Below are 17,991 nucleotides of genomic sequence, written 5' to 3' on the forward strand. Positions count from 1 at the left end.
GGCCGACGTCTATATAGAATATACCCGCATTCACTGCAAATCAGACCGTTTTGGGCAAAAAAATGACCTGGGGGTCATAAAGTTTGCGGATAGCAGTCCGGTCCCCCTGGGTAATATGTATTAAAAGTAGAAGCTGTGACAGCTGAAGGGGGAAAGCAAGCATGGAGAGCAGTGAAGCCATTCGTCCCGAGAAAATGGGTCCGCTGGTTATGAAGGAGACCTGGAATACACCCGGAAGCTTTGTATCCTGGGAACGCGCTGAGAACATATATATTGTCCGGGGAGAACGCGGAGGAATTGTCTTTGTATTTTTGAATGATGACATATTCAGGATGAAGGTGTTTCGGGACAAGGTGCCTGATCTGACGACGACGCCGGCCGTGCTGGCTGAGAGATGTATCCCGCACTTGTTCCCTGTGGAGGAGAGTGACGATCAGCTGACCTTTACGACCAGTGCCATCAAGCTGATCATCGAGAAAACCTCCCTACTGCTGCGTGTGGAGAACACGGAAGGAAAGGTTGTTATGCAGCAGAATCTGACGAGCTGGAATCCGCGCGGTGCGAGTCATGCTGAATATGATATGCAGCCGGATTCCCACTTTTACGGACTGGGGGAGAAGGCAAGCTTTCTGGACAAACGCGGGGAACGCTACACCAACTGGAACACCGATGTATTTGCCCCCCATCTGCCGGAAATTGAAGCACTATACGAGTCTATCCCGCTGCTTATCCATATGCACGGCGAGCTGTCCTATGGCCTCTTTCTGGACAATGCGGGCAGAAGTGATTTTGATATGCGCTCCCACGGGGTGGCGTTTACCATTGGCTGCTCTACGGGCGCCTATGATGTGTATTTTATCAACGGCCCCGAAATGAAGGATGTGGTCAAAAGATACACCTCCCTGACCGGAAGGATTGCACTTCCGCCCAAATGGGCTATTGGCTATCACCAGTCACGCTATAGTTATATGAATCAGCAGGAAGTGCTTCAGCTTGCCAGGACCTTCCGTGAGAAGAATATTCCGTGCGATGTTATTTATCTGGATATTCACTATATGGATGAATACCGGGTGTTCACCTTCGATCCGGTCAATTTCCCCGAGCCTGAGAAGATGATTGCCGAGCTGGGCGAGCTAGGGGTGCGGATTGTGCCGATTGTAGATCCCGGTGTCAAAAAAGACCCTAACTATGAAGTGTACAAGCAAGGAGTGTTAGAGAAACACTTTTGCCGTTTTCTGGAGGGAGATATCTTCTTCGGTGAAGTCTGGCCGGGGATCAGTGCGTTCCCTGATTTCAGTGATGTCCGGACTGCCGAGTGGTGGGGCGATCTGCACAAATACTATACCGACCTTGGCATTCAAGGCATCTGGAATGATATGAACGAGCCTGCAGTGTTCAATGAGTCGAAGACCATGGACCTCGATGTGATGCATTTCAACAACGGCCGCCCAGTCACGCATGAGGAATACCACAATCTGTACGGAATGATGATGTCCAAGGCGACCTATGAAGGGCTGGCGGAGCATATGGGCGGCGAGCGCCCTTTTGTATTGACACGGGCCGGGTATGCGGGAATTCAGCGTTACGCCGCCGTGTGGACCGGGGATAACCGGAGCTTCTGGGAGCATATGGCGATGGCTATGCCGATGGTGCTCAACATGGGGATGTCCGGTCTCGCTTTCGCTGGACCGGACATCGGAGGGTTCGCCCACCACACTTCTGCCCAGTTGCTGGTACGATGGACGCAGATGGGTGTGTTTTTCCCGTATTGCCGCAATCATTCTTCCATCGGCACGCTGCGCCAGGAGCCCTGGTCGTTCGGGGAAGAGGTGGAAGGAATTCTGCGGGAGTTCATCGGACTGCGGTATCGCTGGATGCCGCATATCTATAATCTTTTCCATGAAGCTGAAATGACGGGCATGCCCGTGATCCGCCCGCTGATTCTGGAATACCCGCGTGATCCGCATGTTACGAATCTGTGTGATCAGTTCCTGCTGGGAGAGAATGTGCTGATTGCTCCTGTGTACCGCCCGGATACAGACCACCGTTCCGTTTATTTGCCGGAGGGGCTGTGGATCGACTATTGGGATGGGGAGGTTCATGAAGGCGGACGGCATATTCTGGCCGCTGCCCCGCTGCGGATTATGCCGATGTACATCAAGGCCGGGACTTTTGTGGCCGAAGGCCCGCTTAAGCAGTATGCGCTGGAGGATACGGCGGAGACGATGATCTTTCACCTGTATGGTGCCAGGGCACAGAACGGGTTCTTGGCCTCCTTTTCCCTCTATGAGGACGATGGACATAGCTTCAGCTACAAGAAAGGGCATTACTCGGAGATCAGCGTACATGCGGAGGGCGGAGAGGGTGAGCTGCGCCTGGGCTGGACCTATACGGTCCGTGAGTATGCGCCGCGCAGGGAAATGCTTCGCTTTGCGCTCTGTTATCCGGAATTCGCTGCCGCTTCAGTAGACGGGCTTGCTGAGATCAGTCTGGAGCAGCTGGAAGAGGGCCGTACAGGCTGGGCACGCAACGGCGGAAATGGCGCACTCCTTATCCAGGTGAATGATGACCCTGATGGCGGGGAGCTGCGTATTCTGGCCTCGGAGGAATAGGTTCAAAGAAGCAATGCCAACTTAACCGCTAAATGGCGGTTTTTTTGGCATGAATTGGACTAGAAGGGAGGTGTTCGACCGAAGAAGAGCGGATAAATGGGCAAAAAGCAGATAAATCTGCAGAAAAAATACAGAAGGGTTTTTAAATATCGTCTTTTTCGTATAAGATGAAGGGATGAAGAAAAAAACAGCTGGCAATCCGGGAGCCGTTCCTTCAGACTCACCGGTTTACCTGTAACTATATTTCTTGCGGAGAAGGATTCAGTTTCGTTGTCCTTAGGGAGACGGACTGGCTCTTTCTGTTTGCTCAAAAAGAATGGAGATCATCAATGATTAAGCATCTGTATGCAATATGGTTAGGGGACGTATTTTTCTGCTTCTCCGGCGAAACCTCGGAGCCCAAGGTAGACGCATGGACGCGTGTGGTCAAACGGCTGGAGCTCCGGAGCGGCTGGCGTCCTTTTGCGGGTGCTGCGCTGAGGCTCACGGAAGTGAAATATCCCGTTGCCGCCTCTGTGGAAGGGAAAACGGGACGGCGCGGTTTACCGGGCCGGACGCTCGAGGGGCTCTCCCTCGCGCCCAAGGACGCGTTCGAGCTGCTGCTCGCTTGGGACGAGCAACTTTGCCGCAGCCAGGGCCTGGAACCTGGCGGTGAGCTGCGTTACTGGGCCGCCGCCGCCCGGTTCGCGCTGGAACTGATGGGCACAGGCGGTATTGTGCCGGGTGCGCTGCCGCCGCGGCCCATAGGCTCGCGCCGCCGGGGAGGAGAGCAAGCAGCATCGGCTGCCTGGTCTCCGGCATTCCGGCAGGAAGCAGACAAGGAACTGTTCCTGCAAATGGCGGCGTCCATGCCGGTGCTGGCACTCGGAACGCATGTGGCAGAGGAGGGCGACCTGTCTTCCCGTGAAGATGCCGGAGCGTACGTGCTCTATTCCTTCCTGCAGTCGGTAATGACTGCCGAGATCAAGCGGGTTGTTGCGCAGAACGAAGGGAAGCTTGCACCGTACAAAGCGAACTACCGGCGCGGCTATTCCCCTTTGACAGAGCTGTGGTGGAACAGCCTGCTCACAGGCAGCCGGGATATTCCGGTACAGGGCACACAGGCCGAAGTGAAGGAGCTTCTGGCTGCAGTGAATGGGACTGCCGGCAATGAAGTTCCGCACGCAGAGACGGAGGAAGCGCGCAGCGGACAGCTGAGTCTGGGGCTTCGTCTGGAGCCGCCTGCAGACGAGAATGAAGAGTGGCGCCTGTCCTTCTGGGTGGAAAACCGCGAGGAAGGCGATTTCTGGCTTCCGGCCGCGGCTATCTGGGGCAGCCGTGAACGTGAATTCACCCTCTGGGGCAAGCGGTACCGCAATATTCAGCAGCAGCTGCTGTCTGCGCTAGGCCGGGCAGGCAAGTTGTCTCCGGATATTCAGAGGGCCTTGGCTACACCTGCCCCGGATAGTGTGGGGCTTACGCCGGAACAGCTCTATTTGTTCTTGAAGGAAAGTGTACAGCCGCTGCGGGAGCGGGGAATTACTGTGCAAATGCCATCCCGCTGGAGCCGTGAGGGCCGGCGGCGGATTGGAATGAAGATGAAGATGCAGCCTCCGGCTGGCGGAAACGACGGACCCGCCCAGGCAGCGCTGGGTATGGAGCAGCTGATTTCCTTCCGGATCGAAGCTTCGCTGGGAGATTCGGATGTCAGCGAGGACGAGCTGAACGCATTGGTGGAAGCGGGAATACCTTTTGTTCGCTTCCGCGGAGAATGGATTGAGATCGATCCGAAGGAGCTCCGCCAGGTGCTCAGGTATATGAAGCGTAATGAGAGCGGAGAGATGTCGGCGGCGGACTGGATGCGTCTGGAAGCCGAAGCCGGTGAGGAACGGCTGTGGAAGGGGATGTCGGTGACCGGAATGGAAACTTCCGGCCTGCTGGCTTCGCTTATGCAGGGAGACATGCTGCGGCATCTCCCGCTGCGTCCGGTCCCTCCTGCCTTGCACGGAACGCTAAGACCGTATCAGGAACGCGGGTTTCAGTGGCTGACCTCGCTAAGCGGGCTGGGGTTCGGTGTCTGTCTTGCGGATGACATGGGTCTGGGGAAGACGGTGCAGGTCATTACCTGTTTGCTGGACCGTGCGCTCACAGCGCAGCCTGAACAAAAACATGAGCCTGTGCTGATTCTGTGCCCCACCTCACTGCTGGGGAACTGGCAGCGGGAACTTCAGCGCTTCGCGCCTTCCCTGCGGGTGCACATTCATCATGGAGGTCGCCGGATTCGCGGTGAAGGTTTTGCAGAGCTTGCATACAGTCACGAAATCGTCCTGACCACTTATCATCTCGCGGGACGGGATAGTGAGGATCTGGCAGGTGTGAGGTGGTCGACGGTTGTCCTGGACGAGGCGCAGTACATCAAAAATCATCGTACCAAGCAGGCGCAGAGTGTAATGAAGCTGTCGGCGCCGCACCGCATTGCCATGACGGGCACACCGGTGGAGAACAGGCTGGGTGAGCTGTGGTCCATCTTTCATTTCCTGAATCCAGGATACCTGGGGACATATCATTCGTTCCGCCAGCGTTATGTTTCCGCTGAAGGCGGGGACCGGCTGCGTGAGCTTCACCGACTGGTATCGCCTTTCCTGCTACGGCGCCTGAAGAGTGATCCGGATATCTCCAAGGATCTGCCGGAGAAGCTGGAGCTGAAGCAGTATTGCACGCTCACGGAAACTCAGGCAGCCCTGTATCAGGGAGTCGTCAATGAGATGCTTGGCGTAATCGGAGAACGCTCGGGCATGGCCCGCCGGGGGCTGGTGCTGTCTTCCCTGACCAAGCTGAAGCAGATCTGTGATCATCCGCAGCTGTTCCGCAAGGATGAGGGGCGGGGACAACGCAGTGAGGCATCCGGGAAGATGGATATCATGTTCGAGGTGCTGGACAGTATCGCCGAGCTAGGAGAATCTGCGCTTATCTTTACCCAATATGTGGCGATGGGCGAACTTCTGGTCAGCAGGCTGGCGAGAAGGTATGGTAAAGCTCCGCTCTTTCTGCATGGCGGGGTTCCCAAGCGGGAGCGCGATGAAATGGTGCATGCTTTTCAAGAGGGGGAAGGCCCTGCCTTCTTCGTCCTCTCGCTCAAAGCCGGAGGTGTAGGGCTTAATCTGACCCGGGCCAACCACGTGCTGCATTATGACCGCTGGTGGAATCCGGCAGTGGAGAATCAGGCAACCGACCGGGCTTTTCGGATAGGGCAGCACAAGAATGTGCAGGTGCATAAGCTGATCTGCCAGGGAACGCTTGAAGAGAGAATTGATGAGTTGATTGAACGCAAAAAAAGCCTTTCAGAGCAGGTCGTCGGCTCAGGCGAGAACTGGCTGACCGAGATGTCGAATCATGAGCTTAAAGAGCTCATCGAGCTGCAGGGACAGGACTGGATGTAGCGGGAAGGACGGAATGAAGGAGGAATGAGCAATGAGCGGAGGACTTGAACTGCGGCTGGACGTTCAGCCTGGTATGGTAAAGGCAAGAAGTCTTCAAAAGTCCGGGACAACACCAGAAGTAAAGAGTATGCGAAAAGCGGCGGCGGCCGTTCAGGAGCCGGAAGCCGCAGCAGTTCTTTCTTTGGAAGTTCCGCCATGGACGGCTGAACAGAAAAGGGCGGTTCTGCAAGAACTGGCGGAGCATCCGGGAGAGCTGTACGGGCTTCTGCAAGGAGAGCTTAGCGTAAGACTTGCCGGGCTGGGTCTGCTTCCGGCAGAGGATGAGCTTGCCTCTGCGGTCTTCGAGCAAGAGCCCGGGGCTGCAGACAGAGCGCAGCTGCAGACCCTGCTGACACAGCGGCTGAGCGAAGAACCGCTGCTGGCTTTGTCGCTGCGAGGCCTGGGTAAGGAAGAGCTGCTGGCAGGCGTATTTGCCTTGTGGGCCGAAGCAGGCACTGAAGATGAAGAAGCGGCGCTTCCTGACGCTTCTGGTACGCTGGCGGCGGAGCTTGCCCGGCTGGAGCGCAAAGGTCCTGCGGTCACCTCAGGAGAATGGCTGGCCGAAGCTGCTGCCGAGGGCTCGCTTCACCAGCCGGGGCCGCTGTTTCACGAAATCGCCGCCCGCCCGTTTCCGGTATCCCCGGTGGTAGCCGTACCTACGGAGGATTGGAAGTCTCTTCTTCCACAGACCCCCAGAGCGACCGAAGGGCTGGCGCTGATCATGCGGGAAGTGGCTGACGCCGCAGCCCGCCGGGCAGCCGGTCTAAGCAAGATGTAACAGTGATGCTGAAATGAATGAAAGGCAGCATATGAACAGGTTACCGCTGTTCATATGCTGCCTTTTTTTAGAAGAGATAAGAGCGTATTGTGTGTAAACAGAGAGTTTAATTCGTGGAGGGGCCTTCCGCCAGCTCCAGAATCTCCCTGCGGAGGCGGAGCATTTTCTGGTCCAGTTCATCGGCGGCGCGGGCCGCTTCCTTCAATTCTTCAGCAACATGCGGAGGGAGCTGCTTGTCGAATTTATAATATAGGATATGCTCCATGCTGGCCCAGAAATCCATGGCAAGTGTGCGTAGCTGTATTTCGGCCTTTACCCAGCGGGTTCCATCCAGCAGCACCAGCGGCATAGCCACAATGAGATGCAGGCTTTGATAACCATTGGGTTTGGGGTGGGCAATATAATCCTTGATCTCCAGCACCCGCATATCTTCGCGCGCACACAGATGATCGACCAGACGGTAGATATCCTTCACGAAGGCGCAGACAATCCGCATGCCGGCAATATCATGAATGTGCTGTTCCATGTTGTCCAGCGTGAATTCATGCCCTTTGCGTTCCATCTTCTGCAGGATGCTCTTAGGCTCCTTGATCCGGCACTTGATATGCTCGATCGGACTGAAGCCGTCGCGCACCTGCCATTCTGTCTTAATGATATCAATTTTATTCTCAAGCTCATTCAGCGCATGGCGGTAGAGTGCCGGCAGTGCTTTGAAGCTTTCCATCTGCTTGGCGAAATCCTCGCTCGTCTGCCACTTCTTCAAATCCTTGACATGTACCTGCAACTGATTCAGCGTAACCTGCGTACTATCATTTTCTTCCACTGAGACTCTCCCGGTTTATATTATTTGTGACTGGTTCCTGATTATATTTTAACCCATATAGAGCCCTTGAAGCAAAAAAAAGACACGGTCCCTCTGGCAGAATGCCGGAGAATCCCTGTCCTGAAATTAGAGAATAGCAGCCCGTGGCCAGTTATGCAGAAACATTTTGGCGTCATCCGCGTATTAGCACACATAAAGTTTTAGGCGGGCGCGTAGTTATTTGTTGGTAGGCGAGCCTCCGCCATAGCCTTTATCCTCATAGCCGGTATTGTCAAGCTTCGGCAGAACATGCAGCTGTTCTATCGTCTGACGGGTCTCTGCAGTGCCGTAACGGTGAAGGTACTGGAATACCCGGATGGTCTGATCGTCGAACTGGTTAATGGCTTCATCGTGATCTGCTGATTTATAGGGTACGAAAGCACGCCGGAAGGCATACTCATCCTCCTTGGCCAGCCCGTTAAGGATGTCCTGAAGCCCTGTCAGCTCTTCTGCGGTAAGCAGAACTTCATATTCACCAGAGTCATTGCGCACATCCTGAATGAGGCCGTGAGTCACGGACACGAAATAGCGTTTCTTGTCATCGCCATTCAAGTATAATCCCTCCATCATAAGGTAAGGTTCGACACGGTAAAGGACAGAGAAGCTATTTTCACTTAGTATTATACACAGGATGACAAATAATGAATCTGGCCTGGACATTTGGTATGATAGAAGGACAATTCCGCTTCTGCAAGGAGCGTAAAGGGTTAACTACACTATACGAGGCTGCAATCAGCCCTGTTCTCACTCTGGAGAAGGAGGAACTTATAATGAATTTTTTGCAACGGATTAAGGACGGTGCCAGCCGGGTGAGCGAAAAAGCGCAAAGCTCGGTGGAGATCGGTAAGCTGAATGGTCAAATATCGGATATCGAACGCGAGATGGAAATGGAATTCATGAAAATGGGCAAGCTTTTCTACGATGGCTTCCGTTCAAGGGATATGTCAGTGGCAGAAGGCAAAATGGTGGAACTCTCGCGGGGCTGCTTCAAGTATCAGGAGCAGATCGACGAGCTGCGTGCACGGATTGCCGAGCTGAAGAATGAACGGCTCTGCGCCTGCGGCCATGTAGTCGCCCTGGATGCTAATTTCTGCCCGCACTGCGGACGCAAACTGGAGGAACCCTCCCCTCGAAAAGAAGCGGCGGCAGTGAACGTACATACCGTTCATGAGCACGAAGAGGAAGAGGATGAATACTACGGCGAGGATGAATTGACGGAAGAAGAGAAAGAACTCGCGATGAGACACGAACAACGCGCTGTGTATACGGAGGTGCTTCATGAAGAGGAAGAGCTCCCTCTGGAGAACTATGCCGGAAATGTCCAGAATGAGGAACGCAGCCGCCGTGAAGCCGATGAACTAGAGCGTGAACGCGAACGGCAGCTTGAGCTGGACCGCCGAATCCGGGACTGGAAGGCGAGTGAACCGGAAGAAGCGGCGGTCAGCGAAGACAGTGGTGTGCGTGACATCGTGAAATGCCAGATTTGCCGGGCCGATCTGCCCAAGGGTTCCATGTGGTGCCCGCGCTGCGGTTCAGAGCAAATATAGACAGGAGTCACAGACAGCTTAGGGGGACAACATAGATGGAACAGTTGCTGCTGCATCTGCGCAATTTGGGTTTCACGGAGATGGAGTCCAAGATCATGATCGAGCTGGCCACCAAAGGCCAGGCTTCGGGTTACGAAGTCGCCAAACAACTCGGAGTATCCAGATCCAACGTATATGCGGCGCTGCAGCGCCTGACTCAGCAAGGATATGTAAGATGCGGTGAAGGGGAACCGGCACGCTACAGCGTACTGGACCCAGAGGAGCTGGCGACAATGATTTCCGGCCGGGTACAGGCATCGCTGGCTTATATGGAAAGTGAAATGCCCCGCGGCGGGCCGGTAAGCCCGTCCTTTTACAATGTCGAGGGAGACCGCAATGTGATGGGGGCCCTGATCCGCCAGCTGAATCTCGCCCGGCAGGAGATCGTAGTCGATGTATGGCGCGAGGAGGCTTCGCTGCTGCGCAAGGAGCTTGAGCAGGCGGAACTGCGCGGAGTGAAGCTGCTGTGGGCTTTTGACGGCGGTAATTCGGTTCCTGCTCCCTATCCGGCCTGGCCCCCGCTTGGCGGGAAGCTGCCGGGAAGCGGAGGACGCAAGTTTTCTTTTGTGATCGACAGGGGTTGGTGCATGCTGGGCATGCGCTATGAGGATGGGTCCGCGCAAGCGGTGGTCACAGAGCATCCGGTGCTGGTGGAGCTTCTGCTGAACCACTTTACACAGGAAATGGTGCTATTTGAACTGGAAGAAGATATGGGGACGGAACTGACCAGACGTTATGGTGAACGTTACAGCCGCATTTTCGGTAAATATGTACTGCATGACCAGGATGGTGAAGAAGAAATGGATTTGCCTGCAGAGCAGGTAGCGGGGGAAATACGGTCGGAGGATGATTCCGATTAGCAGACCCTGCGGAGATATTAGCTTAGGGAGGTGAAAAGCATGGAGTGTATCGTTCATTTTGAGGTAAATCATGCGGAAGGTCCCAAGTCGCTGCGAGGCCTTCTATTTCTGGACGAGGGACAGATCCCCGGAGAGAAAGAGCTGGTAGACATGTTCAAGGACATGAAATTTGATGTGCGGCTGGATGACCGTGAGAAGCTGATCTTCAAGCCTGTAAATCCCGGAGAAACCTACTCGGAGATCCGTATCACCAGCTTTGATAATGGACAGACGGACAGCAAAGAGGATCATGATCTGAAGTCGATTGTTGGGAACCTGCTACCGCAGAAGCCTACGGGGCTGTAAGTCATAAGAATACGGGTCCAAGGGATGAGAGAAGGAGGAGCACAGATGAAGTTGTTGAGGCAAAAGGTCATCAGTGAAGGAATTGTTCTCGGACAGGGTGTGCTCAAGGTGGATTCTTTTCTGAATCACCAGATGGACCCGTTTCTGATGCGGGAGGTTGGCCGCGAGTTTACCCGCCGTTTCGCAGGGGAAGAAGTGACGAAGGTGCTGACCATCGAATCCTCCGGGATTGCGCCTGGCATTATGACTGCACTGGAGCTTGAAGTCCCGCTGATTTTTGCCCGCAAGCAGAAGTCCCTGACCCTGACGGAAGATATATTCGTGGAAAAAGTATATTCGTTTACGAAAAAAGAAAGTAATGAAATCACGGTTTCCAAAAAATTCATCACTCCAGGTGAGCGGGTACTCATCGTAGATGATTTTCTGGCCAATGGTGAGGCTGCCTTCGGGCTGGCCCGGATCGTTGAGCAGGCAGGCGGAACCGTGGTCGGAATCGGCATCGTGATCGAAAAAGCATTTCAGCCCGGCAACCGCCTGCTTAAGGAAGCCGGCTACCGCGTGGAATCGCTCGTGCGCATTGCTTCGCTGGATGAGGGTGTCATCACTTTTGTAGAAGAGGATGCAGAGCTCTCGGACTGAGGTATTTGCGGATGATCAAACCATACCAATACTGCATAAATAGCAACAAACCAATACGAACCCTATCGCCACTTTACCGTGGAATAGGGTTCGTTTGTTTGTTAAGCATAGAAGCTGCAATGCTACGGAGTACCCGTGGTTCGTAGCGCCATCCGCTTGACGGGTGCGGCTGGGTGTCGCTGCGCAGCCGTACCCGCTTAACCGCTCGCGGTGCAGGAGCTAGCTTCGCCATCGGCGGCCTGCGCTGCGGCCAGCGGCGAGAGCACGCGCAGCGCGCCCGGCTCACAGCGCACGGCGAGCGGCGCCGTGCCCAGACCCTCGCCGTCGCCGATAGCCTCGCGAGGCTCGTCAAAGCGGACGGCTACGCTGCGTCCGCGCAGCATGGTCACGTAGGGCAGCGCAGTATGCTTGCCCTTTGTGACCGTCGGGAACAGCCGCAGCAATTGCCCGCGGCTGATCCCGTGCACGACGCAGACGTCTAGCAGGCCGTCATCGGCCTTCGCCTGCGGGCAGATCAGGAGCCCGCCGCCGTAGCTGGGCAGGTTGCAGATCGAGACAAGCCACGCTGTCTCGAAGGCCTGCTCTTTACCGTCGCAGGTCACGCTGACGCGGCAGGGCTTGAAGGTCATCAGCGTATGCACAATGCCGATGAGATAAGCCAGTTGGCCGGCTCCGATGGCGTTGCACAGCCGCTTGTAGCGGCTGCGGTTCACATTGACGGCCACCTGGGCGTCAAACCCGCTGGCCACGGCGGTCAGCGTCAGACCGTCCTCGCCTGACAGCAGGTCCGCTGTCAGGCAGCGGTCCTGCAGCGCGGCGTCCAGCGCGGCCTCTGGGGCCAGCGGGATGCCGAAGCCCCTGGCCGTGTCGTTGCCGGAGCCGGCGGGGATCACCGCCAGCGCTACACCTCTGCGCCGCAGTGCGCCCAGCACGCTGTGAATCGTGCCGTCGCCGCCGATCACGATAGCGGCGCGCCAGTCCTCGCGGTGCACGAGCGCGTGCAGAACCTGGGATTCCGCACTGTCCGCGCTTTGCGTGAACAGTGCTTCGTAAGCGGTTCCGCGAGCCTGAAGCATAGCCTCCACGGCATGCCAGGTCCGTCGTCCTGCCCCTCCTCCGGAGCGGGGATTTATAATGAATAAATACATGAATGTTCCTCCAGCCTGCAGATTCCTGTATGTCCTGATTCCATTGTACGGAGGAGTGGAGCAAAAGGGAATCTTTTTAGCGGGGATCAGCAAAGACCCGCTGGCGTTAAGGCAAGCAGCCTGGGCGCCGTTATAGCTGGCGAAGCTGATTTTCTGCAATATCCCCCACCCAGGGCAGCCTGTACCATCTTCCTCCTAGTGCGTGATAGATCATCAGCAGCCATACCGCGAACGAGCATAGGGAGATAAGGGCGGCGAGGAAGGAACCCAGCAGCGGAATGAACCCGCATAGCACATGGGCAATCATCAGCGCACCGAAGGCGAACAGCGACTGCAGCGCATGGAACAGCACGTAGCGGCTGCGTTTTTCAAGAGCGAGAAAAATAATCCCGCCAAGGAATGGACAAAAGTAACAGAGGGCAGCAGCGATATGATCCGGTAATCCGGTGGAGGATTTGATAGGGGACAAGAGTTCACTCTCCTCGGGCTTGGTGGAATAGGGCAATTGCCCTATTCCTGCTTCCTTACAAGCTTATGAGGGGTTCGTACAAAGTATGTAGATGCCAGCCCGGAATAGCTAAGAGGATTGCCGGTTAACACCGATATAACTAATATAGCTAAACGCCTGTGCATACCAGTCAATGCCTGAGAATCATGATTTAGTCCAATAATCTCCCCCCCCATTCTGCATGGGAAGGTAAAATTAATAAAAAAAATCCATTTGTACATTTTACATGGAAAGGTGGAACTTGGACTGGAATATGATACAATATAACGATAAGGCCCGAAAGGAGTGATTCAGCAAGTGGCTCTTCGGGTAACTAAAGTGTCTAAGGGGTCCCTTTTGTTGGGCAATCCTTATTCTCAGCCCAAATCACGACGAACCTGCTTCACCGGCAAGACGGAGTTCCTATTTTGGAATGATGGTATTGGCGGATAATGCAAGCCACGTATGTGTATGGTTTCTGAACTTGCATTCAAGGTTACGGCGAACTTTTCATCATGCATTCTCTACTATCGGAGCATTCATTTTCAATGTTTTGGGAGGGAACTGATCATGGCAAGTAAAGGTCATAACGAAGTTAAGGAAAGTCTGCGGGAAATGACACGAATTTTCCGGCCCAAAGATCCCAAGAAATTTGTGAAGGAGTACGTCCGGAAGTATCGGATTACGGGAGGCTATGAAGAAGAGCTGACTATGGTCGTGGAGCATGAACTGGTGAGAATGAACTCATCCGTCTCTTGAACTTCGGACAGTGGTTCTAAGCTTGCTGCTACTCGAAAGACATCGAATTAAGCAATACATCCATGAGGATTCTCATAAACCGTGCCCGGGCGGCTTGCTGCCGCAGGAATCGGTTTTTTTTGTATGTCCAATTACAGGTAGCGTCACAATTCTTCTAAAATAGTCAAATGAATTAATAGACACAATTAGATATGAATGCGCTTTATTTATTATATCAGATATATATCAATTTGTGAAAGCGCTTTTAAAATCAATAAGGACAACACTTCCTGATGATTTATTCAATATGTGAATTTGTTGTGAACGATTGACAAAACAACCCTTCAAACTTATATTAATAGTGATTGTTATAATTGACAGGATAATACTCTAAACTACGAATTCGGGAAAAGCGGGGTAGATCAATGATGAAAACGTGGCAGGCTGGAAAGCGGCTTCTCCCCATGACCGCAGCGCTTGGACTCATTCTTGCCGGATGTGGGCGGGAGGACCTGTCGGTGCTTCGTCCGCAGGGACCGGCGGCGGAAAGCTCGTTCGATCTGATGAAGCTGTCGATCACCATCATGATCGTTGTGCTGCTGATCGTCTTCTCTATAGCGGCCTACGTACTGATCCGTTTCCGCCGTAAACCGGAACAGAGGGAAATGCCCGAGCAGGTGGAAGGCAACTTCAAGCTCGAAGTGCTCTGGACAGTCATTCCACTGATTCTCGTAGTTGTGCTGGCCGTCCCTACGGTGAAAGCGGTGTTTGCCGCCGGGAATGATCATTCGGAAGACAAAAATGCGATACATGTTAAGGTGACAGGACACCAGTACTGGTGGGAATTCGAGTATACCGATTACGGTGTAACCACAGCGCAGGATCTGGTGATTCCTTCCGGGAAGGATATCGCTTTTGAACTCAGCACGAAGGATGTGCTGCATTCCTTCTGGGTACCCTCACTCGCCGGCAAAATGGACACTAACCCTGACGGATCGACGAACCGCTTCAGCTTCAGTGCTCCAAATGAAGGCGTTTACCGGGGCAAGTGTGCGGAGCTGTGCGGTCCTTCCCATGGATTCATGGAGTTCAAGGTGAAATCGGTCAGCGAAGCGGCGTTTAAGGAATGGGTCAATTCCATGAAAGCTCCATCGGTGCTGCCGGAAGATCCTGCCCTTGCGAAGACGTTCAAGTCCCAGTGCCTAACCTGCCATGCAGTAGGGGATATGCCGGACCTGTCGAGTGCCCCGAACCTGACCGGGATTGGTTCCCGCGAATCAGTGGCCGGGATATTGCTGAATGACGATACAGGTGTGGACGGCGCACCGGTGCTGGAGAATCTCAAGACCTGGCTGCATGATACCAAGGGTGTTAAGCCGGGCAACAGGATGCCTGACCCCAAGAAGGATATGGGCCTGAGCGATGAAGAGATAGACGGAATTGCGGAGTATTTGGCCGGCTATACGCTGGACTAGAGCTTACAACCTGCAATCGAAGCAGCATATCTGAAAAGGGGGTACGAACCTTGGCTCAAGCAGCGCAGTCCCTGAATCCATCACCACCTTTGAGACATGGCCACAGCGTGAAGCGTCATACTGGACTGATGGACTGGATTACTACCGTCGATCATAAAAAAATAGCGATTCTGTACCTGTGGGCCGGAGGCTTATTTTTTGGAATCGGCGGACTTGAGGCCATTCTGATCCGTATCCAGCTCATCAAGCCGATGAATACCTTTCTGGATGCCCAGACCTTCAATGAACTGATTACTATGCATGGCACAACCATGATCTTCCTGGGCGTCATGCCTGTGATTTTCGCACTGATGAATGCAGTAATTCCGCTGCAGATCGGTGCCCGCGATGTAGCCTTTCCCTTTTTGAATTCACTCGGCTTCTGGACCTTCCTGTTCGGCGGCGTCCTGCTTAACCTGAGCTGGATCATGGGTGGGGCGCCTGATGCAGGCTGGACCGCGTATACCCCGTTATCCACTATTCAGTACAGTGGAACGCATGGCGTTGATTTTTACACTATCGGGCTGCAGATTGCCGGTCTTGGAACACTGATCGGAGGTATTAACTTTCTGGCTACCATCATTACGATGCGCGCACCGGGCATGTCCTTCATGCGGATGCCGATGTTCGTCTGGGCCAGCTTCATCACCTCAGCGATTATCCTGTTTGCATTTCCCGCTATTACAGTAGGGCTGGTGCTGCTCACGTTCGACCGGATTCTCGGTGCCAATTTCTTCGAGACCTCGGCTGGCGGCAACCCGGTACTCTGGCAGCATATCTTCTGGATCTTCGGTCATCCTGAAGTGTATATTCTGATTCTTCCTGCCTTCGGGATTATTTCGGAGGTTATTCCGACCTTTGCGCGCAAGCGGCTGTTCGGTTACAGCTCCATGGTTTTCGCTACAATTCTGATCGCCTTCCTGGGCTTCATGGTCTGGGCGCATCACATGTTCACAACGGGCCTTGGCCCGGTAGCGAACGCGCTGTTCTCGGTATCAACGATGCTGATTGCCGTGCCGACCGGGATCAAAATCTTCAACTGGCTATTCACCATATGGGGTGGTCAGGTTCGTTTTACGAGTCCTAATCTGTTCGCTGTCGGCTTTATTCCAACCTTTACGATGGGCGGCGTAACCGGGGTTATGCTGGCCTCTGCGCCTGCAGACTTCCAGTTCCATGATACGTATTTTGTCGTTGCACATTTCCATTATGTTATTGTCGGAGGTCTGGTATCCGGACTGTTCGCGGGACTACACTATTGGTGGCCGAAGATGTTCGGACGGATGCTGAGTGAAACCTTGGGTAAATGGACCTTCTGGACCTTCATTATCGGCTTCCATCTTACCTTCTTTGTACAGCATTTCTTGGGACTTATGGGGATGCAGCGGCGTGTATTCACCTATCTGCCGAACCAGCAGTTTGACCTGCTGAATCTAATCAGTACAATCGGTGCGGGACTGATGGGTGTGGGAATGCTTATTTTCCTCACGAATATCTTCCTTACTTCCCGAAGACCGGCGGATGCGCCGGACGATCCATGGGAAGACGGCCGCACGCTGGAATGGACTATTTCCTCGCCGCCGCCGGAATACAATTTCAAGCAAACACCGCTGGTACGCGGTCTGGATGCCTTCTGGAAGGAAAAAACCTCTGGACATACAGCGATGACACCTGCCGAACCAGTCGGTCCGATTCATATGCCATCGGCGACGATCCTGCCGTTCCTGATGTCGGTCGGCATCTTTATTGCCGGATTTGGCTTCATGTTCAGCCGTGATGACTTCGGGAATGCATTCATGAGCTTTATATTCAATAATTATCTGGTTACGGGCTTAGGGCTGCTAATTACCTTCGGGTCGATGCTGGTACGGTCCCTCTATGATGATCACGGCTGGCATATCGAGCCTGAAGAGCTGGAAGGAAGGTGAGCACACATGACAACAGCACATGCTGAATCAGCGGCAGGGACACTTCCGCACGAACCTGAAAAAGCAACGTTGGAAGGACGTAACAAGGTGCTGGCCTTCTGGCTGTTCCTGGGCGGAGAGTCCGTACTGTTCGGCACATTATTTGCCACATTCCTGGCGCTGCGCAATCAGACCAATGACGGCCCTTCGGCGAATGAACTGTTCCACCTGCCGCTAGTCGCGGCTGCAACCTTCCTTCTGCTGGTGAGCAGTCTGACCAGTGTGTTTGCCATCCAGGCCATGCACAGCAATAAACCGGCGCTGCTGCGCAATTGGCTGCTGGTTACCGTGCTTCTGGGACTATGCTTTCTGGTACTCGAAATTTACGAATTCAGCGCATATATAAGGCATGAGGAGTTCGGCATGACGACGAGCGCCTTCAGCTCCGCATTTTATACATTGGTTGGCTTCCATGGTGCCCACGTGGCTTTTGGTATCCTCTGGATTTCTGTACTGATTGGACAGCTGGCGCGCAAGGGGCTTACGGTCGTAACCGCACCCAAAATCTATGTGTCCGCCATGTACTGGCATTTCATAGATGTTGTGTGGGTGTTTATCTTTACCGTCGTATACCTGCTCGGAAAGGTGGGGTAAGCATGACGACAGAACAGCATTCGACTTCGGATGGTGCGGTGAAGCACCGTCACCGGCATGAAGGGCCGCAGCGGCATATCGTAGTATTTATCCTCTCTGTGGTCCTGACGCTAATCGCCTTTGCGGCTGTAGCCGCCGGGGGGATCAATGCCACATTTGCCGTGATCCTGCTGCTGGTGATGGCCGTATTTCAGGTTATTCTGCAGATGGGCTTCTGGATGCATCTCAAGGATAAAGGGCACCTGCTGCCGATTATATTCATGCTGGGCGGCTTTTTTATTGCCGGAACCTGCATCGTGATGGCGCTGTACTGGGTATGGTGGGATTAACGGAACAGGGCGGCGCTGCCGCCTTTTTTTGCTATAAGGAGAGCGGACGTTGCTGAATAACAAAAAATCCTGTA

Annotated in this window: 17 protein-coding genes; 13 read left to right on the forward strand and 4 right to left on the reverse strand. The window is 54.1% G+C overall.

Annotation, left to right across the window (positions count from 1 at the left end; genetic code table 11):
• Positions 1-161 precede the first annotated feature (161 nt).
• The 3 genes from AC0MA3_RS20440 to AC0MA3_RS20450 all read left to right on the forward strand — a co-directional run bounded on the left by AC0MA3_RS20440 (position 162) and on the right by AC0MA3_RS20450 (position 6,848).
• Entirely contained in the window at positions 162-2,612 is a 2,451-nt protein-coding gene (locus AC0MA3_RS20440) for a glycoside hydrolase family 31 protein (protein WP_474657533.1), read from the forward strand.
• A gap of 329 nt (positions 2,613-2,941) precedes the next feature.
• Positions 2,942-6,031: a DEAD/DEAH box helicase gene (locus tag AC0MA3_RS20445; RefSeq protein WP_379158391.1), complete on the forward strand. Its 3,090-nt coding sequence runs from the start codon at positions 2,942-2,944 to the stop codon at positions 6,029-6,031.
• Between the two features lie 31 nt (positions 6,032-6,062).
• Positions 6,063-6,848 carry a hypothetical protein gene (locus AC0MA3_RS20450; protein WP_474657534.1) on the forward strand — a complete coding sequence of 262 codons (786 nt, stop codon included), beginning with the start codon at positions 6,063-6,065 and terminating at the stop codon, positions 6,846-6,848.
• A gap of 106 nt (positions 6,849-6,954) precedes the next feature.
• On the opposite strand, the gene AC0MA3_RS20455 is transcribed toward AC0MA3_RS20450, so the two are convergent.
• Both AC0MA3_RS20455 and AC0MA3_RS20460 read right to left on the reverse strand, forming a co-directional pair.
• Positions 6,955-7,572, reverse strand: coding sequence for a GTP pyrophosphokinase (locus AC0MA3_RS20455; protein ID WP_474657598.1), 618 nt, complete (start codon positions 7,570-7,572; stop codon positions 6,955-6,957).
• A gap of 315 nt (positions 7,573-7,887) precedes the next feature.
• On the reverse strand, positions 7,888-8,262 hold the full coding sequence (locus AC0MA3_RS20460; protein WP_474657535.1) for a hypothetical protein: 375 nt from the start codon (positions 8,260-8,262) through the stop codon (positions 7,888-7,890).
• Between the two features lie 218 nt (positions 8,263-8,480).
• Here AC0MA3_RS20460 and AC0MA3_RS20465 point away from each other — a divergent pair, with 218 nt between their 5' ends.
• The 4 genes from AC0MA3_RS20465 to AC0MA3_RS20480 are packed head-to-tail and all read left to right on the forward strand — an operon-like array spanning position 8,481 to position 11,140.
• The gene (locus AC0MA3_RS20465; protein WP_379158399.1) at positions 8,481-9,257 is read left to right on the forward strand and encodes a zinc ribbon domain-containing protein; all 777 of its coding nucleotides are present in this window, start codon (positions 8,481-8,483) and stop codon (positions 9,255-9,257) included.
• A gap of 35 nt (positions 9,258-9,292) precedes the next feature.
• Positions 9,293-10,156: a TrmB family transcriptional regulator gene (locus AC0MA3_RS20470; protein WP_379158402.1), complete on the forward strand. Its 864-nt coding sequence runs from the start codon at positions 9,293-9,295 to the stop codon at positions 10,154-10,156.
• 39 nt (positions 10,157-10,195) lie between these two features.
• A complete protein-coding gene (locus AC0MA3_RS20475) occupies positions 10,196-10,501 on the forward strand; it encodes a hypothetical protein (RefSeq protein ID WP_379158405.1) in 306 nt (101 codons plus the stop codon).
• Positions 10,502-10,546: 45 nt separating this feature from the next.
• Positions 10,547-11,140, forward strand: coding sequence for a xanthine phosphoribosyltransferase (locus AC0MA3_RS20480; protein WP_474657536.1), 594 nt, complete (start codon positions 10,547-10,549; stop codon positions 11,138-11,140).
• A 197-nt stretch (positions 11,141-11,337) separates the two neighbouring features.
• On the opposite strand, the gene AC0MA3_RS20485 is transcribed toward AC0MA3_RS20480, so the two are convergent.
• Positions 11,338-12,288 carry a diacylglycerol/lipid kinase family protein gene (locus tag AC0MA3_RS20485; protein ID WP_474657537.1) on the reverse strand — a complete coding sequence of 317 codons (951 nt, stop codon included), beginning with the start codon at positions 12,286-12,288 and terminating at the stop codon, positions 11,338-11,340.
• Between AC0MA3_RS20485 and AC0MA3_RS20490 the strand changes: the two genes are divergently transcribed.
• Positions 12,275-12,424: a hypothetical protein gene (locus AC0MA3_RS20490; protein ID WP_474657602.1), complete on the forward strand. Its 150-nt coding sequence runs from the start codon at positions 12,275-12,277 to the stop codon at positions 12,422-12,424. The two genes, AC0MA3_RS20485 and AC0MA3_RS20490, sit on opposite strands and share 14 nt — an antisense overlap.
• Here the strand turns inward: AC0MA3_RS20490 and AC0MA3_RS20495 are convergent.
• Positions 12,419-12,757 carry a DUF4870 domain-containing protein gene (locus tag AC0MA3_RS20495; protein ID WP_474657538.1) on the reverse strand — a complete coding sequence of 113 codons (339 nt, stop codon included), beginning with the start codon at positions 12,755-12,757 and terminating at the stop codon, positions 12,419-12,421. The genes AC0MA3_RS20490 and AC0MA3_RS20495 overlap by 6 nt on opposite strands.
• Before the next feature lie 588 nt (positions 12,758-13,345).
• Here AC0MA3_RS20495 and AC0MA3_RS20500 point away from each other — a divergent pair.
• The 5 genes from AC0MA3_RS20500 (at position 13,346) to AC0MA3_RS20520 (ending at position 17,917) form a co-directional block, all read left to right on the forward strand.
• Positions 13,346-13,534: a hypothetical protein gene (locus AC0MA3_RS20500; protein ID WP_019913840.1), complete on the forward strand. Its 189-nt coding sequence runs from the start codon at positions 13,346-13,348 to the stop codon at positions 13,532-13,534.
• A 404-nt stretch (positions 13,535-13,938) separates the two neighbouring features.
• On the forward strand, positions 13,939-14,988 hold the full coding sequence (gene coxB / locus AC0MA3_RS20505; protein WP_474657539.1) for a cytochrome c oxidase subunit II: 1,050 nt from the start codon (positions 13,939-13,941) through the stop codon (positions 14,986-14,988).
• Positions 14,989-15,116: 128 nt separating this feature from the next.
• Positions 15,117-16,955, forward strand: coding sequence for a cytochrome c oxidase subunit I (gene ctaD / locus AC0MA3_RS20510; RefSeq protein WP_379158763.1), 1,839 nt, complete (start codon positions 15,117-15,119; stop codon positions 16,953-16,955).
• Positions 16,956-16,961: 6 nt separating this feature from the next.
• Complete coding sequence (locus AC0MA3_RS20515; protein ID WP_379158420.1) at positions 16,962-17,588, forward strand: cytochrome (ubi)quinol oxidase subunit III; 627 nt, start codon at positions 16,962-16,964, stop codon at positions 17,586-17,588.
• Between the two features lie 2 nt (positions 17,589-17,590).
• Positions 17,591-17,917, forward strand: a complete 327-nt coding sequence (locus tag AC0MA3_RS20520; protein ID WP_474657540.1) for a cytochrome C oxidase subunit IV family protein — start codon at positions 17,591-17,593, stop codon at positions 17,915-17,917.
• The last annotated feature ends 74 nt before the right edge of the window (positions 17,918-17,991 follow it).

Source organism: Paenibacillus sp. LS-5 (assembly GCF_056121505.1).

Excerpts from the sequence above, each read along its gene's own strand:
- AC0MA3_RS20485 (WP_474657537.1), bottom strand. The coding sequence starts at position 12,288 with ATGTATTTATTCATTATAAATCCCCGCTCCGGAGGAGGGGCAGGACGA.
- AC0MA3_RS20445 (WP_379158391.1), top strand. The coding sequence starts at position 2,942 with ATGATTAAGCATCTGTATGCAATATGGTTAGGGGACGTATTTTTCTGC.
- AC0MA3_RS20480 (WP_474657536.1), top strand. The coding sequence starts at position 10,547 with ATGAAGTTGTTGAGGCAAAAGGTCATCAGTGAAGGAATTGTTCTCGGA.
- AC0MA3_RS20500 (WP_019913840.1), top strand. The coding sequence starts at position 13,346 with ATGGCAAGTAAAGGTCATAACGAAGTTAAGGAAAGTCTGCGGGAAATG.
- AC0MA3_RS20450 (WP_474657534.1), top strand. The coding sequence starts at position 6,063 with ATGAGCGGAGGACTTGAACTGCGGCTGGACGTTCAGCCTGGTATGGTA.
- AC0MA3_RS20440 (WP_474657533.1), top strand. The coding sequence starts at position 162 with ATGGAGAGCAGTGAAGCCATTCGTCCCGAGAAAATGGGTCCGCTGGTT.
- AC0MA3_RS20455 (WP_474657598.1), bottom strand. The coding sequence starts at position 7,572 with ATGGAAAGCTTCAAAGCACTGCCGGCACTCTACCGCCATGCGCTGAAT.
- AC0MA3_RS20515 (WP_379158420.1), top strand. The coding sequence starts at position 16,962 with ATGACAACAGCACATGCTGAATCAGCGGCAGGGACACTTCCGCACGAA.
- ctaD (WP_379158763.1), top strand. The coding sequence starts at position 15,117 with ATGGACTGGATTACTACCGTCGATCATAAAAAAATAGCGATTCTGTAC.
- AC0MA3_RS20520 (WP_474657540.1), top strand. The coding sequence starts at position 17,591 with ATGACGACAGAACAGCATTCGACTTCGGATGGTGCGGTGAAGCACCGT.
- AC0MA3_RS20490 (WP_474657602.1), top strand. The coding sequence starts at position 12,275 with ATGAATAAATACATGAATGTTCCTCCAGCCTGCAGATTCCTGTATGTC.
- AC0MA3_RS20475 (WP_379158405.1), top strand. The coding sequence starts at position 10,196 with ATGGAGTGTATCGTTCATTTTGAGGTAAATCATGCGGAAGGTCCCAAG.
- AC0MA3_RS20470 (WP_379158402.1), top strand. The coding sequence starts at position 9,293 with ATGGAACAGTTGCTGCTGCATCTGCGCAATTTGGGTTTCACGGAGATG.
- coxB (WP_474657539.1), top strand. The coding sequence starts at position 13,939 with ATGATGAAAACGTGGCAGGCTGGAAAGCGGCTTCTCCCCATGACCGCA.
- AC0MA3_RS20465 (WP_379158399.1), top strand. The coding sequence starts at position 8,481 with ATGAATTTTTTGCAACGGATTAAGGACGGTGCCAGCCGGGTGAGCGAA.